Consider the following 15634-nt stretch of genomic DNA (forward strand, 5'->3'; position numbering starts at 1 on the left):
GTCATCTGCTCGCCGGGGTCCTCGACTCCCAGGCCGCCCAGAGGCGGGCGTACCGGCCGCCCGCCGCCACCAGCTCGGCATGCGGTCCGGACTCCACGATGGACCCGTGCTCCAGCACGATCACCCGGTCCGCCGCCGCCGCCTGGGTCAGCCGATGCGCCACCACCAGCGCGGTCCGCCCCCGCAGCGCCGCCGCCGCGGCGTCCTCGAGCGCGCGTGCACCCGCGCTGCCCGCCTCCGCCGTCGCCTCGTCGAGCACCGCGACGGCCGGGTCGAGCAGCACCAGCCGCGCCAGCGCGAGCTGCTGCGCCTGGGCCGCGGTCAGGGCATGCCCGCCGTCCCCGACGACCGTCTCCAGCCCCTGCGGCAGCGCGCGAGCCCACTCCAGCGCCCCGACCGTCGCCAGTGCCGCCTCGACGGCGGCCGGGTCCGCGCCCGGGCGGGCCAGGCGCAGGTCCTCGACCAGGGGGCCGGCGAAGACGTGGGTCTCCTGGCTGACGATGGCCACCGTATGCGCGGGCAGGTCGGTGACCGGCACGCCGTCCACCCGCGCCGATCCGTTGCCGGGCCGCAGGATGCCGGCCGCGATCGAGGCCGCGGTCGTCTTGCCGGCCCCGGTGGAGCCGACCAGCGCGACCCGCTCCCCCGGTGCCACGCGCAGGGACACGTCGTGCAGGACGGGCGTCACGCCGTCGTAGCTGAAGCCGACGTTCTCCAGGGTGAGCGACGAGTCGGCCGGCCTCCGCCCGCCGGCGCGGTCCTCCACGGGCATCCGCAGAACGCCGACGAGGCGGGACAGGCTCGCTCCCGCCGCCTGGATCTCGTCGAATGTGTACAGCAGCATCGACACCGGGTTGAACAGGCGGTGGAACAGAAGGGCCGCCGCGGACGTCTCGCCGACGGTCACGGCGCCGTCGTGGACCAGCAGGAAGCCGACGACCAGGATCGCGGCGAGGCCGAAGAACTCGGCCCGGTTGATCCGGCCGACGAAGCGGGTGAAGAGCGTGAAGACGTCCACGGAGATGTCGCGGGCCTTCGCGGACGCGGTGTCGATGTCGCGCAGGTGCCGGTCCTCCAGCCGGTACGCGTGCACGGTCCGCAGCCCCTGCATGCTCTCGACGAGCAGCTGCGACCGCTCGGCGACGGCCGCGCGTTCCTTGGCGTACCGGGGTGCGGACCTCGGCAGGTACCAGCGCAGGGCGAGCAGGTAGAACGGTACGGCCACCGCGCCGGCCAGCCCGAGCCGCCAGTCGATCCCGGCCATCGCCGCCAGGCTGAGCACGCCGAGCAGGAACGCCGAGATCACCTGGGGTAGCACGTCGGAGACGGCCTTGCCGATCGCCGCGATGTCGGCGCCCACCCGGGAGAGCAGGTCGCCGCGCCCGGCCCGGTCGAGCAGGAGGGCGGGCAGCCGCAGCGCGGTGGCGACCGTACTTTCGCGCAGGTCGGCGAGCATCCGGGCACCCAACCGCCCGATCAGGTACGCCGACAGCCCTGTAGCGCCCCCGCCGACGAGCGCGGCCACCACGATCACGACGGCGATCGACACGACGGCCGAGCCGCCGGCGCCCTCGCGGACGCGGTCGACGAGCAGGCCCAGGGCGTACACCGGGATGATCGAGGCGGCCGCGCCGAGCACGCCCACCGCCAGGGTGCCGGCCAGCTCCGCGCGGCGGCCCCGGAGCTCGCTGCGCAGCCAGGCCCGGCTCTGCCGCGCGGTCGCGATCGGAAGGGTCATCGCAGCACCAGCCGTCGGTAGGAGTCGTCGGAGGCGCCCAGGTCCGCGTGCGGGCCCTCGGCGGTGACCACGCCGTCGCCGAGGACGACGACGCGGTCGGTGGCGGCGAGCAGGGCCGGGCTGCTGGTGATCACGACCGTGGCGAAGCTGGAGTCCGGCCCGTGCCGCAGCGCCCGGATGCCCTGGGCGATGGCGTGCTCGGTGACCGCGTCGACGGCGGTGGTCGGGTCGTGCAGCACCAGTACCGGCGGGCGGGCGAGCAGGGCGCGGGCCAGGGCGACGCGTTGCCGCTGGCCGCCGGAGAGGCTGCTGCCGCGCTCGGCGACCGGCGCCTCGAGGCCGTCCGGGTGGGTGTCCACCACCTCGTCCGCGGCGGCCGCGCCGAGGGCCTCGGACAGCGGCCGGCCGTCGTCGTGGACGGCGATGTTCGCGGCGAGGGTGCCGGTGAACAGGTCGGCGTGGTGGGGTTCCACGAGCAGGAGGCGACGGGCGTGGTCGCGGTCGATGTCCTCGAGCGGTACGCCGCCGAGCAGCACCGCGCCCTCGTAGCCGGCCGGGAGGGTGAGCAGCCGCACGAGCGCCTCGGCGTCGGCGGGCCGGCGGGTCACCACGCCGACGAGCTCGCCGGGGGCCACGTGCAGGTCGAGACCGGCGAGCGGGCCGTGCCGTACGTCGCTCAGCCGCAGCTCGCACCGCTCGGCTGCGGGGGCGGAGGCGCCCTCGGGCAGGATCAGTCCGGCGTCGGTGACCTGGGCGACCCGGTTCGCCGACGCCCGCGCCTCGGCGATCCAGCCGGGCACGATGGCCAGCAGCCCGAACGGTTCGACGAGGAACTGGGCGGAGCCGATCACCGTGATGAACTGGCCCACGGTGATCCGGCCGGTGAGCGCGAACCAGCCGGCGAGGACGGCGATGCCGCAGGCGAGCAGCGTGCTGAGAACGGTGGAGGCGGCGAGGTAGCCGCCCTGGGTCCGGGCGGCGCGCAGGGTCGCGGCGAGGGACCGGCGGCTGACCGCGCGGTAGCGTTCGGCGGCCGCCTCCTGCGCGCCGATGCCCCGCAGCGGCCGCAGGCCGGTGACCAGGTCGGTGGCGAGCGAGGTGGCGCGGCCGGCCTGCTCCTGCTGGTCGGCGACGCGCTTGGTGATCAGCGGGGAGCTGACCTGCAGCACGACGAGCACGAGCGGCGTGGCGACCAGCACCGCGAGGCCCAACGGTACGGAGATCAGCAGCAGCGTGACGGCGCTGATGGCGGTCGCGACCACGGCACCGGCGATCCGGGGCACATAGTCCAGCAGGTACGACGTGTTGTCCGCGTCGCTGGTGGACACCGTCAGCAGGTCGCCCGCCCGGAAGTCGGTACGGGCCCCGCGCGGGTGCAGGATCTTCGCGGAGACCTCGACGCGCAGCGCGTGCGCCTCCTCGGCGATCGCCTTCATGAGCTGCCGCGCGCCGAACCGGTACGCGGTCGTGAGCACGACGAAGAGCAGCCCGAGCGCGCCCACCCACAGCGCCAGCGCGGTGCCGTCGCCGGGGGTCACGGCGCTGTCCACGATCACGCCGATGAGGATCGGGATCGCCGCCTCGCAGGCCTGGTGCACGCCGATGAGCGCGGTCCCGGGCCAGAGGCGCCGGCCGTTGCGGGTGATCGTCCTGCGCAGGATGCGGCCGCCGGAGCGGCTCACTGCGCCATGCTGTCGCGCAGGCTCTTCGGGCGCAGGTCGGTCCAGTGGGCGTCCACGTAGTCCAGGGCCTCCTGGCGCGACGCCGGCCCGAAGACGCTGCGCCAGCCCGTCGGGATCTCCTTGAACGACGGCCACAGCGAGTGCTGCTCCTCCGCGTTCACCAGGACGTGGAAGGTGCCGTTCTCGTCGTCGAACGGGTTGCTGGACACGCGGGACTCCTTCGCGCGGGGGTTACGGAGAAGGTAAGGCTAGCCTAATCTGGAGCGGGGGATCACGAGCGGGGTACGCGTCTCGGGGTCGTCGATGATGCGGCAGCCCAGCCCGAACACGGTCTCCACCAGCTCGGCCGTCAGCACCTGGCGCGGGTCGCCCTGCGCCACCACCGCGCCCGCCTTCATCACCACGAGGTGATGGGCGTAGCGGGCGGCCTGGTTCAGGTCGTGCAGCACCGCGACCATGGTCGTGCCCTGCTCCCGGTTCAGCCGTACGCACAGCTCCAGCAGCTCGATCTGGTGGGCGATGTCGAGGAACGTGGTCGGCTCGTCGAGCAGCACGATCGGGGTCTGCTGGGCGAGCACCATCGCCACCCACACCCGCTGCCGCTGCCCGCCGGAGAGGGTGTCGACCAGCTCGCCGGAGAGCTCCGTCACCCCGGTCGCGGCCATCGCGGCGACGACCGCGGCCTCGTCGGCGGGCGACCACTGCCGGATCAGCCTCTGGTGCGGGAAGCGGCCGCGTGCCACCAGCTCGGCCACGGTGATGCCGTCCGGGGCGATCGACGACTGCGGCAGCAGCCCGAGCCGCCGGGCGACCTCCCTGGCCGGGCGGGCGTGGATGTCCGCGCCGTCCAGCAGCACCTCGCCGGCCGTCGGCTTGAGCAGCCGCGCCAGCGCCCGCAGCAGCGTCGACTTCCCGCAGGCGTTCGGGCCGATGATCGCCGTGAACCGGCCCGCCGGGAGCTCCAGGTCCAGGTGCTCGGAGATGGTCCTGCGGTCGTAGCCGACCGTGATGTCGCGCGCCGCGAGCAGGCTCACCGTCTGTTCCTCACCGTCGGGCCTGGCGGATCAGCAGCCAGACGAAGTAGATGCCGCCCACCGACACGGTCACCACGCCCACGGGCAGCTGGGTCGGGGCGAAGACGCGCTGGGCCAGCCAGTCGCTGAGCACGAGCAGGAAGGCGCCCATCGCCGCGGCCGGCGCCAGGGCGATCCCCGGCGTGCGGGTCAACCGCCGGGCCAGCTGCGGCGCCGCGAGCGCGACGAAGGAGATCGGTCCGGCGGCCGCGGTCGCCACCGCGGTCAGGGCGACCCCGACGATCAGGTACGCCGACCGCACCGGCTCCACCCGTACGCCCAGCGCAGCCGCCGCGTCCTCACCCAGCTCGAGCAGGCCGAGCCTGGGCCCGTACCCGGCAAGCACCAGGCAGAGGACCGCCACCGTGACCGCCACCGGGGTGACCTGGGCCCACCCGAGGTTGTTCAGGCTGCCCTGCCCCCACAGCATCGCCGCGAAGGCTGCCTGCAGGTCCACCTTGATGAGGAACCACTGGTTGACGGAACTGAGCATGGCGCTGACCGCGATGCCGACGATGATCAGCCGGAAGCCCTGCACGCCTCGCCGGAATGCCAGCAGGTACACGGCCGCCGCGGTGATCAGCCCTCCGGCGAGCGCCCCGGCGGCGATGACGACGTATCCGTTGCCCACGAAGACGGTGACGACCAGCACCCCGGTGTACGCGCCGGTGCTGAAGCCGATGACGTCCGGGCTGCCCAGCGGGTTGCGGGTCAGCGCCTGGAAGATCGCGCCGGCCAGGCCCAGCGCCGCGCCGATGACCAGCGCGAGCAGCACCCGCGGGAGCCGCCATTCGACGACCACCAGGCGGGCGGCCCGGGTGCCATCCCCCGCCAGCGCCTGCACCACCTGGCCCGGAGTCAGCGTGAACTCGCCCGTGCCCAGCGCGAGGACCGCGACGGCGAGCGCGGCAACCGTCAGCGCCAGGCAGACGAGTGCGGGCTTGACCGCCACCCGGCCGCTGACGTGCCGCCCGGCGCGCACGGTGAGGGTCCGGCGGCCGAAGTCGACGCTCACAGGCCGCTCACCCGCCGGCGGCGCACCCACCAGATCAGCACAGGGGCGCCGATGAACGCGGTGACCACGCCCACCCGCAGCTCGCCGGGGCGGACCACGAGGCGCCCCACGATGTCGGCCAGCAGCAGCAGAACCGGCCCGAGCACGACCGTGTAGACGAAGATCCAGCGCTGGTCCGGACCGACGACCCAGCGCACGATGTGCGGCACCATCAGCCCGACGAACCCGATCGGGCCCACCGCCGCGGTGGCGGCGCCGGCGAGCAGCATCACCGACACGGTCGCCAGGACCCGGGTACGCCCGATGCCGGCACCCAGCGTCCGGGCGAGATCGTCGCCGAGCGCCACGGCGTTGAGCGAGCGGGCCACGACGAGCGCGAGCACCGTACCGGCGACGACGAACGGCAGGATGGTGCCGGCCACCTCCAGGGGCCGCCCGGCCAGCGCCCCGACGTCCCAGAAGCGCAGGTAGTCGAAGGCTCGTGGGCGTACGAGCCGGATGCCGCCGGAGATGCCGTCCATCACCGCCCCGAGCGCGACGCCGGCCAGCGTCAGGCGTACCGGGGTGGCCCCGGCCCGGCCGACAGAACCGAGCAGGTAGACCACCGTGAGCGCGAAGGCGACCCCGGCGAAGCCGAACCACAGGTACTGCGACAGGTCGGTGAGGCCGAGCATGCCGACCGCGAAGACCACGAAGAGGCCGGCGCCCGCGTTGATCCCCAGGATCTGCGGGTCGGCGAGCGGGTTGCGGGTCACCGCCTGGATGACCGCACCGGACAGGCCGAACGCGACGCCCGCCAGCAACCCCAGCACCGTACGGGGGACGCGCAGGTCCCGGACCACGGACTGGTCGTCGGTGTCGGCGTAGTGGAAGAACGCGTCCCAGACCGCCGGCAACGAGACCGTGCGGGTGCCCAGCGCGATGCTGAGCAGGCAGACCACGGCCAGCAGGCCGAGACAGGCCAGGAGCCCCCAGCCCCGGCGCGTCTGCGTGGCCGCGACACCGGCGGCACGAGCCGGACGCGCGGGCGCCGGCGTACGCGTCAGGACCATGCGGGAAGCTTAGGCTAGCCTTCCCTATCCGTCAGCACGCGGGCCGGCGACGCCGTCCACGATCGTGGTCAGGTTATGGCGGAAGGTCTCCTCCGCGTTGAGATGAGCGCCGTCGACGACGAGCCGGGCAACGGTGGGATAGCGGCCCGTCTCGAGCATGCGGGTCAGGTACGGCCCGACAGCTGCCTGCCAGGCGGACAGGTCGGCGCCGGTCGCCCGGGCGGCGCGACGCTCGGTGATCTCCCCGCGGAGCGCTCCGACGATGAACGCGTTGAGGGCACCGAGAGCCCGTTGAAGGTCATCGACATCGCGTACGCCAGGGGCCTGGCTGAGCGCCGCCGCGGTCGACTCACCCACGGCGAGCGCATGCGGTCCCAACTGCGGCCTAGCGCCGAGCAGGTCGACGAACCACTCGTGGTCGAGAGCGGCATCGCGGGTCCGGTGCGCGATGGCCAGCACCGTGGCGCGCCACCCGGAGTGCTCGCCGGACGCGCCGATCTCGGCATAGACGGCGTCCACCATCAGGTCGAGCAGTTCGGATCTGTTGAGCACGTAGTCGTAGAGCCGCATCGGGCCGACGCCGAGCTCTTTGGCGATCTTGCGTACGGACAGCCCGTCGAGGCCGTGCTCGTCGGCGATGCGGATCGCGGTGGCGGCGATCTTCGCGCGGCTCAGTGGCACCGGCGCGGCCCGCGGCCGGGGCTCGGGCCGTTCCCACACGGGCACCGGTGCGCTACCGTACGGTGTATCCATAAGGTACATCGTACGGTAAGGAAGTGACGATGCGCATCGCAATCGCCGGTGGTGGCCTCGGGGGCCTGACTCTGGCCCGGATCCTGCACCGGCACGACATCGACGCGGTGGTCTACGAACGCGAGGTCAGCCGATCAGCGCGCCCCCAGGGCGGCATGCTCGACCTGCACCCGGAGTCCGGGCAGCAGGCCCTCGCCGACGCGGGCCTCGCCGACCGGTTCCGCTCCGAGGCGCGGCCGGAGGGCGAGGAACATCGCATCCTCGACCCGGCCGGACGCACCCTCGTGCATCACATCCCGCCACCCGGCTCCTTCTCCGGCCGCCCCGAGATCGACCGCGGCGCCCTGCGCGACCTCCTGCTCGATGCGCTACCCGGCGACGCAGTGGCCTGGCAGCACCGGCTCGTCGCGGCGACGCCACGACCCGCCGGAGGCTTCCAGCTGACGTTCGAGGGCGGTCACAGCGCCGACTGCGACGTCCTCATCGGCGCGGACGGCGCACGCTCGGCAGTCCGGCCGCTGCTGACCGACGCGACGCTGTCCCCCGTGGCCACTCTGGTCGAGCTCACCATCAGCGACCCCGACCGGCGCCACCCGGACCTCGCCGAGCTGGTGGGCCCGGGGAACCTCTGGTGCATCGGCGTGCGCCAGATCCTGGCGGCTCAACGCCTCGGCGACGGCAGCATCCGGATCGGGATCATGCTCCCTGCGGACGACCGCCGCCTGGACACGTGCCGCAGCAAGCGCGACCTGCTGGACGTGTTCGACGGCTGGGCCCCGAGCCTGACGGCACTCATCGAAGCCGGCGACAGCCCGCCCATCCCCCGCGGGATCGAGGCGATGCCGCCCGGAACACGCTGGGCCCACCGGCGGGGCGTCACGCTCATCGGCGACGCGGCGCACCTCATGCCGCCGGTCGGCGAGGGCGCCAACCAGGCCATGCTCGACGCCGCCGAGCTCGCCGCCCGGCTGGCAGCCCTCGGCGCCGACCCCGACTCGGCGATCCGGGCATACGAGGAGGCGATGTTCACCAGGATCCACCCGATCGCCGAGATGTCCGCACGGGTGCAGGCGATGATGCTGTCAGCCACCGCGGCCGACGACATCGTCCGCTTCTTCACGCAGCAGCCGACCGAGCCGGCGCCCGCGGAGTGACAACGCGCGACGCAGTCGCCCCCACTGCTACCAGCGGTCGAGCCGCGCCGAGACCACCGCCAGTGCCGCGACCCCGGCGGTGGAGGTGCGCAGCACCGAGGTGCCGAGCCGCACCGGCTGGGCCCCGGCCGCGACGAAAGCGCCGAGCTCCTGGTCGCTGATGCCGCCCTCCGGGCCCACCACCAGCGCGATCTCCCCCGACACCGGCAGCTTCGCCCGGGTCAGCCGATCGGTGGCCTCCTCATGCAGCACGAACGCCGCCGCGGCTCCCGCCAGCCGCGCGGCCGCCTGCTTGGTGGAGGCGTCCGGATCCCCGGAGACCACCGGCAGCCACGGCCGGCGGGCCTGCTTGGCCGCCTCCCTCGCGGTGGAGACCCACTTCTCCCGGGCCCGTACGCCCCGGTCGCCGCGCCACTGCGCCACCGACCGGGACGCCGCCCACGGCACGATCTCGTCGACGCCGATCTCGGTCATCGCCTGCACCGCCAGCTCGCCGCGGTCCCCCTTGGCGATGCCCTGCACCACGACGAGGCGCGGATCAGGGGCGGGCACGAACGACCGCTCGCCCACAGCGAGATCGACACTGCCCCGGCCGACGGCGGTGACCTCAGCCCGGACCGACCCGCCCCGGCCGTCGGCGAGCAGGAGCGCCTCCCCCGGCTTCAGCCGCTGCACGTCGGCAGCGTGATGCCCCTCCCGGCCGGTCAGGGTGAACCGGGCCGAGGTCGGGAGGTCGTCGACGAGGAACAGCGGTGCGGACACGGTCAGTGGCCGTTGAACGCGTCCCGCATGCGCGAGAAGAACCCGCCCTGCTTGCTGAGCTCGGCCACGTCCTCGCCCCGCGTCTTGGCGAAGTCGCGCAGCATCCGCTCCTGGTCGGCGGTCAGCTTGGTCGGCGTCTTCACGTCCAGGTGCACGAACAGGTCACCGCGGCCCTGCCCCCGCAGGTGCGGCACGCCCTTGCCGCGCACCCGCAGCGTCGACGCGGGCTGGGTGCCCGCCTTGACCTCGATGTTCTCCTCGGAGTCGAGGGTCTTGATGGTCAGCCTGGTGCCGAGCGCAGCCGCCGTCATCGGCAGGGTCACGCGGCAGTGCAGGTCGTCACCCTTGCGGGAGTAGACGTCGTGCGGGCGCTCGTGGATCTCCACGTACAGGTCGCCGGCGGTGCCGCCGCCCGGGCCGACCTCGCCCTGCTGGGCCAGGCGGATCCGCATGCCGTCCTCGACGCCGGCCGGGATCTTCACGGTCAGCGAGCGGCGGGTGCGGATGCGGCCGTCGCCGGCGCAGGTCGGGCACGGGTGCGGGATCACCGTGCCGTGACCCTGACAGCTCTGGCACGGCCGCGACGAGACGACCTGGCCCAGGAAGGTCCGCTGCACCGACTGCACCTCGCCGCGGCCACCGCAGGTCTCGCAGGTGGCCAGGTGGGTGCCGGGCGCCGTGCCGGCCCCGGAGCACTGGGTGCAGAGCACGGCCGTGTCCACCGTGATCGGCGCCTCGACACCGAACGCCGTCTCGACCAGGTCGAGCTCGAGGCGCAGGATGGCGTCGGCACCGGGCCGGGTGCGCGGGCGCGGTCCCCGGGCGCCGCCACCGGCGGCCGTGCCGAAGAACGCGTCCATGATGTCCTGGAAGCCGACGAACGGGCCGGCGCCGCCGGGACCGCCCGGGCCGGCACCCGCGCCGCCGCCGGGCGCCAGCGGGTCGCCGCCGAGGTCGACGATCTGGCGCTTCTGGTCGTCGGAGAGAACCTCGTAGGCGGCGTTGATGTCCTTGAACTTCTCGTGCGCCTCGGGGTCCGGGTTGACGTCCGGGTGGTACTGACGGGCCAGCTTGCGGTAGGCACGCTTGATCTCGTCGTCGGTGGCTTCGCGGCTGATGCCGAGAATTCCGTAATAGTCCTTGGCCACAGGGTTTCGAGTCCTCATGTCTGCCCCGCGCTGTGCGCCGGAGACCGTCGTCGCTTGTGCGTCAGTTCTGTGCCAGCAGATCGCCAACGTAGCGTGCCACGGCACGTACGGTGGCGATGGTGCCGGGGTAGTCCATCCGGGTGGGTCCCAAGACGCCGAGCCCACCAACGATTGTCGTACCCGGTCCGTAACCGGTGCTCACCACGGACGCCGCCCGGAGGTTGTCGATCTCGTTCTCGTCGCCGATGCGGACCCGGGTGGTGCTCGGCTCCACCTCGCCGATGAGCTTCAGCAGGATGACCTCCTCCTCCAGCGCCTCCAGCACCGGCCGCAGCGAGCCCTGGAAATCCAGGACGCCGCCGCGCGTCAGGTTGGCCGTGCCGGCCAGGGCGAGCCGCTCGTCACTGCGCTCGACCAGGGTCTCGAGCAGCACCGAGGCCAGGCACGCCATGGTGTTGCGCTTCTCCGGGGACGACTCGTCGACCAGCGCCTGCACCAGCGGCGGCGTGTCGGCGAGCTTCTCCCCGGTGAGCTTGGCGTTGACCGTGCGCCGCAGGTCGAGCACGTCGTCGTTGCTGGTCGGCGCCGGCAGCTCGACCAGGCGCTGCTCGACGCGCCCGGTATCGGCGATCATCACGAGCATGAGCCGGGTGCTGGAGATCGGCACCAGTTCCAGATGCCGCACCGCCGACCGGGAGAGGCTCGGATACTGCACGACGGCGACCTGGCGGGTGAGCTGGGCCAGCAGGCGCACCGTACGGTGCACCACGTCGTCGAGGTCGACCGCGCCGGCCAGGAACCGCTCGATGGCCCGCCGCTCGGCCGGGCTCAGCGCCTTGACGCGCGACAGCCGGTCCACGAAGAGGCGGTAACCGGCGTCGGTGGGCACCCGGCCGGCACTGGTGTGCGGCTGCCGGATGTAGCCCTCCTCCTCGAGCACGGCCATGTCGTTGCGCACGGTCGCCGGGGAGACGCCCAGCTGGTGGCGTTCGACGAGGGCCTTGCTGCCGACCGGCTCCTGGGTGGCGACGTAGTCCTCGACGATGGCACGGAGCACCTCGAGCTTGCGGTCATCGAGACTCATGACCCCTCCCCCTGTCCACTGGCACTCCCTCGACTCGAGTGCCAGTCTACGTCGCGGCGGGCTCGCGCGCGATGATCGACCGGTAGTGCGGCGGCCACTTAGCCGACTGTCTATTCTCCGACCTCAGTCGGGTGTTGCTCTCGCCACTGTCGACCTGCGGTCCTACCGTGTCAGCCATGACTGAACCGCCGCGTCCGCCCGGTGAGGGAAATCCCTCGGACCCCACCAGGCCGATCAACCCATATCCGGGCAACGATCCGGGCCCCGGATCGCCGCCGCCGCCCCCCGCGTACGGCTCCCCCCAGCCGCCGTCGTACGGGACCCCGCCGCCCACCTCGGGCGCGGGAGGCTACGCACCGCCGCCCAGCTCGGGCGCCGGTGGCTACCCGCCGCCCAGCTCGGGCGCCGGTGGCTACCCGCCGCCCGGCTCCGGCGCGGGAGGCTACCCGCCGCCGCCCGGTTCCGGGGCACCCTACGGCGGCCCGCCGCCCGGCCAGCCCTACGGCGCCCAGGGCGGCTACGGCCAGCCCGGCTACCCGCCCCAGGGCTACGGCCAGCCCGGCGGCGACGACAAGACCTGGATCCTCGTCGCCCACTTCGGCGGCGCGGCCGGCGCCTTCCTCGGCGGAGGCTGCTCCGGCTGGATCGCCCCGCTGGTGTCGCTGCTCGCCCGGGGCAACCAGTCCCCGGTCGTGCGGGCCGAGGCGGTCAAGGCGCTGAACTTCCAGATCCTCTGGTCGATCATCGCGATCGTCGGCTGGGTGCTCAGCTGCATCATCGTCGGCATCTTCGTCGGCATCGCGGCCTGGCTGATCGCCACGATCATCGGCGTCATCGCCGGGGTCAAGGCCAACAACAACGAGCCGTACAACTATCCGATGACGGTCTCGCTGATCAAGTAGGCGGACCGGGCGGCGCCGGGCTCTCGACGGCGCCGCCCCGGACCCCGGCTCCCCCGCGTCAGCCGACCCGGATCGAACGGCTGACCCGCACGACGTCCCCGTCGTGGTCGACGCCCTGCACGGTGAGCGTGCCCGTCCGCGCCGACTGCACCGGCAGCACCCACACCGACACGTCGTCACCCGCGGAGACGCGCACGGAGGCGAGCACGACGGTGCGGCTGGACTTGCGGTAGGCGTACGTCTCCCGGACCGTCAGCGTGCTCCCGGGCCGCAGCGACGTGCCCCGGACCACGAGGCGCATCTTCCTGACCACGGACGTACGGCTCAGCGTCAGCCCGGCCGACGCCCAGCGCGCCGAACCCTTGGCACTGACCTGCGGCGACGTTCCACCCGGGCCGTACGCGGCGACCGAGTAGGTGTAGCCCGCCCCGCCCGCCACCCGGTCCGTGAAGCTCGTCCCGGTCAGCGTGGCCCGCAGCGTGCCGTTCCGGTACAGCCGGTAGCCGCTGACCGGCGCATTCGCCGTGCCGGTCACCGCCGGCCAGCTCACCCGCAGCGCCTCGGTCAGCGCGGTGATCTTCACGGCGGCGGGCGCGGCGGGCGCCACCGGGCTGAGCTTGAGCTCAGGAGCAGGCGCCGGCAGGGGCGCCACTGGAGCCGGCGTCACGACCGGAGCCGGCGGCGCCACGATCGGGGCCGGAGTCGTCTCGATCGGCGCAGGCGTCGTCTCGATCGGCGCCGGAGTCGTCTCCACCGGAGCCGGCACGGTCTCAGTCGGCGTCGGCGTCGGCGTCGGGGTCACCTCGGGCTCCAGCGACGGCGGGATGACACCCCAGTCCGCGCCCGTCACCAGCCGGTAGACGTTCACCACCCCGTACCCGAACTCGTTGTCGAACCCCGGTGCCCCGGCATCGATCGCGGTGCTCGTCAGCGCACTCCGCACGTCCGCCGGCGTCCCCTGCGGGTGCGCCGCCCGCCACAGCGCCACCGCCGCCGCCACGTGTGGGCTCGCCATCGAGGTGCCGCTCTTGAACGTGTACGGGAAGTCCGCGTTGGCGTGCGTCGCGTCCATGCTGAGGATGCTCACGCCGGGGGCGGCGATCAGGGCCGTGCCGCTGCTGTTGCTGAAGGAGCCCGAGGCGCCCTCGTAGTCGGTGGCCGCCACGGCGATGACACCGGGCACCGAGGCCGGCCAGACCGGCGCGTTGCCCAGCTGGCGGTTGTTGCCGTTGGCCACCACGATCGGCACGTCGTTGCTGGTGGCGTACGCGACCGCCTCGTCGTAGTTCGCGCTCTGCGGCCCGGAGAGCGACATGTTGATCACCGTCGCGCCGTGGTCGACGGCCCAGACGATGCCCTGGGCGATCGTGACGTCCCAGCCGGACCCGGACGCGTTCAGCACCCGGACCGGCATGATCTGCACCCCGGAGGCGATCCCGGCCATGCCGACGGCGTTGCCGGCCACCGCGCCGATGGTGCCCGCCACGTGGGTGCCGTGGCCGTGCGGGTCGACGCAGCCGTTGCCGCCGGAGGCGGTCGTGTAGCCGTCGAGGACCAGGTCCGTGCCGAGATCGCAGCGGACCTGCCCGGGCGCCCAGTCCTCCTCGGCGGGGCTGACGCCGGTGTCCAGCACCGCGACGATCTGGCCCGCCACCGTGGGCCGGGGCGAGATGTCGTCGATGTGCAGCGCGTCGTTGTTCCAGAGGTAGTCCCGGTAGGTGTCGTCGCTCACGGCCGCCACCGACGCGGTGGTCGCGAACGACGCCCCCACCGAGCCCGGCAGGCTCTCGGCGCGGCGTACCTCTTGGGCCACGGTCGCCGCCTCGACCTCGACGAAGGTCGGCCGTCCGGCAGCGTCCACCACGGTCGCGAACGTGTCCGCAGTGGTGCCGTCCGCCGCCCGGGCGGGGCTGCCGGCGCCCAGCACGATGACGCCACCGGCGATCACCGCGGTCAGCCGCCGCCGGGTGAAGACTCGCATCCGCCCATCCCTCCGGGGCGCCGGCGTCTCCGGCGCTTTCGGGAGGATCGGCAAAGTACCTGCCTACAGAAGCTAAATCAGCTCTCGAATTACTACATCCGCGAGGAGTCGACCACGGAGAGTAAGGATTGCGCGTCCCGCTCCGTACGCGGCGGGCTCGAGCAGGCCGTCCTCGAGCGCCTGCCGTGCGCCGTCGGGCCGGGCCAGATCGAGCGGCAGCCCGTCGGCGAGGCGCAGCCGCAGCATGACCTCCTCGATCCGGCGGTCCTCCGCGGTCAGCAGCTCCCGGCCCAGTCCCGGTGAGACGCCGTCGGCCAGCCGCTTCGCGTACGCGGAAGGGTGCTTGACGTTCCACCACCGCACGCCGCCGACGTGGCTGTGCGCACCCGGCCCGAGCCCCCACCAGTCCCCGCCGGTCCAGTACAGGAGGTTGTGGCGGCAGCGGGCGGCCGGTGAGGCGGCCCAGTTCGAGACCTCGTACCAGGAGAACCCGGCTTCGCCCAGCGCCTGCTCGGCGGCACCGTAGCGGTCCGCCGCGACGTCGTCCTCCGGGTACGGCAGCTCGCCGCGGCGCATCCGCCCGGCGATCCGCGTCCCGTCCTCGACGATCAGCGAGTACGCGCTCACGTGATCCACCCCGGCCCCGATCACCGCGTCGAGCGAGGCGGCGAAGTCGTCGGCGGTCTCTCCCGGAGTGCCGTAGATCAGGTCGAGGTTGACGTGGTCGAAGCCGGCGTCCCGGGCCTCGAGCGCAGCTCGCGGCGCCCTGCCGGCGGTGTGCCGGCGGTCGAGGATCGCGAGCACCCCCGGCGACGCCGACTGCATGCCCAGCGAGATGCGCGTGTATCCGGCCTTGCGCAGCGCCTGCAGCGACGCCGGGTTCACCGACTCCGGGTTGGCCTCCGTGGTGATCTCCGCGTCGGCCGAGATTCCCCAGGTGCGGTCGATGCCCTCCAGGATCCGGCCCAGGTCGCTCGGATCGAGCAGGGTGGGCGTACCGCCGCCGACGAACACCGTGTCGACCGGGGCCCGCACGATGTCGCCGGCCAGCTTCAGCTCGCGCAGGACCGTGTCGGCGTACTCGTCGCGGCTCGCGCCCCCGCCCAGCTCGCTCGCCGTGTACGTGTTGAAGTCGCAGTAGCCGCATCGGCTCGCGCAGAACGGCACGTGGACATAGACCCCGAAGCCACGGGCACCCACCTCGCGCAGCGCGGTTTCCGGTAGTGAGCCGTCGCTCGGCACCGGCTCGCCGTCGGGAAGGGGTCCAGGCATCCGTCAAGTGTGCACCGG

The 15634-nt window shown here is 73.3% G+C and carries 14 protein-coding genes; 2 read left to right on the forward strand and 12 right to left on the reverse strand.

Features of this window, described 5'->3' with window-relative positions:
• Position 1: 1 nt before the first annotated feature.
• The 7 genes from AB0J80_RS34855 to AB0J80_RS34885 are packed head-to-tail and all read right to left on the reverse strand — an operon-like array spanning position 2 to position 7313.
• Positions 2–1738: an ABC transporter ATP-binding protein gene (locus tag AB0J80_RS34855; protein ID WP_364713649.1), complete on the reverse strand. Its 1737-nt coding sequence runs from the start codon at positions 1736–1738 to the stop codon at positions 2–4.
• Positions 1735–3420, reverse strand: coding sequence for an ABC transporter ATP-binding protein (locus tag AB0J80_RS34860; RefSeq protein ID WP_364713650.1), 1686 nt, complete (start codon positions 3418–3420; stop codon positions 1735–1737). Before AB0J80_RS34860 ends, AB0J80_RS34855 begins: the two co-directional genes overlap by 4 nt.
• Positions 3417–3629: an MbtH family protein gene (locus tag AB0J80_RS34865; RefSeq protein WP_364713652.1), complete on the reverse strand. Its 213-nt coding sequence runs from the start codon at positions 3627–3629 to the stop codon at positions 3417–3419. Before AB0J80_RS34865 ends, AB0J80_RS34860 begins: the two co-directional genes overlap by 4 nt.
• 39 nt (positions 3630–3668) lie before the next feature.
• Complete coding sequence (locus AB0J80_RS34870) at positions 3669–4430, reverse strand: ABC transporter ATP-binding protein (protein ID WP_364713704.1); 762 nt, start codon at positions 4428–4430, stop codon at positions 3669–3671.
• A 34-nt stretch (positions 4431–4464) separates the two neighbouring features.
• Entirely contained in the window at positions 4465–5508 is a 1044-nt protein-coding gene (locus tag AB0J80_RS34875; RefSeq protein ID WP_364713654.1) for an iron chelate uptake ABC transporter family permease subunit, read from the reverse strand.
• A complete protein-coding gene (locus AB0J80_RS34880; protein WP_364713656.1) occupies positions 5505–6560 on the reverse strand; it encodes an iron chelate uptake ABC transporter family permease subunit in 1056 nt (351 codons plus the stop codon). The genes AB0J80_RS34875 and AB0J80_RS34880 overlap by 4 nt, the downstream gene beginning before the upstream one ends.
• 24 nt (positions 6561–6584) lie before the next feature.
• Entirely contained in the window at positions 6585–7313 is a 729-nt protein-coding gene (locus tag AB0J80_RS34885) for a TetR/AcrR family transcriptional regulator C-terminal domain-containing protein (protein ID WP_364713658.1), read from the reverse strand.
• A gap of 29 nt (positions 7314–7342) precedes the next feature.
• On the opposite strand from AB0J80_RS34885, the gene AB0J80_RS34890 reads away from it, so the two are divergent.
• Complete coding sequence (locus tag AB0J80_RS34890) at positions 7343–8467, forward strand: FAD-dependent monooxygenase (protein WP_364713660.1); 1125 nt, start codon at positions 7343–7345, stop codon at positions 8465–8467.
• A 27-nt stretch (positions 8468–8494) separates the two neighbouring features.
• On the opposite strand, the gene AB0J80_RS34895 is transcribed toward AB0J80_RS34890, so the two are convergent.
• The 3 genes from AB0J80_RS34895 to hrcA all read right to left on the reverse strand — a co-directional run bounded on the left by AB0J80_RS34895 (position 8495) and on the right by hrcA (position 11461).
• Positions 8495–9229, reverse strand: coding sequence for a 16S rRNA (uracil(1498)-N(3))-methyltransferase (locus tag AB0J80_RS34895; RefSeq protein ID WP_364713662.1), 735 nt, complete (start codon positions 9227–9229; stop codon positions 8495–8497).
• A 2-nt stretch (positions 9230–9231) separates the two neighbouring features.
• A complete protein-coding gene (gene dnaJ, locus AB0J80_RS34900; protein WP_364713706.1) occupies positions 9232–10377 on the reverse strand; it encodes a molecular chaperone DnaJ in 1146 nt (381 codons plus the stop codon).
• Between the two features lie 61 nt (positions 10378–10438).
• Positions 10439–11461, reverse strand: a complete 1023-nt coding sequence (gene hrcA / locus AB0J80_RS34905) for a heat-inducible transcriptional repressor HrcA (protein WP_364713664.1) — start codon at positions 11459–11461, stop codon at positions 10439–10441.
• A 176-nt stretch (positions 11462–11637) separates the two neighbouring features.
• On the opposite strand from hrcA, the gene AB0J80_RS34910 reads away from it, so the two are divergent.
• Complete coding sequence (locus tag AB0J80_RS34910) at positions 11638–12363, forward strand: DUF4870 domain-containing protein (protein WP_364713666.1); 726 nt, start codon at positions 11638–11640, stop codon at positions 12361–12363.
• A 58-nt stretch (positions 12364–12421) separates the two neighbouring features.
• Here AB0J80_RS34910 and AB0J80_RS34915 read toward each other — a convergent pair whose 3' ends face one another.
• Together AB0J80_RS34915 and hemW are read right to left on the reverse strand one after the other, a co-directional pair.
• On the reverse strand, positions 12422–14344 hold the full coding sequence (locus AB0J80_RS34915; RefSeq protein ID WP_364713668.1) for a S8 family serine peptidase: 1923 nt from the start codon (positions 14342–14344) through the stop codon (positions 12422–12424).
• 72 nt (positions 14345–14416) lie between these two features.
• A complete protein-coding gene (gene hemW / locus AB0J80_RS34920; protein ID WP_364713670.1) occupies positions 14417–15616 on the reverse strand; it encodes a radical SAM family heme chaperone HemW in 1200 nt (399 codons plus the stop codon).
• Between the last annotated feature and the right edge of the window lie 18 nt (positions 15617–15634).

It is taken from the genome of Actinoplanes sp. NPDC049548 (assembly GCF_040676695.1).
Lineage (GTDB): Bacteria > Actinomycetota > Actinomycetes > Mycobacteriales > Micromonosporaceae > Actinoplanes.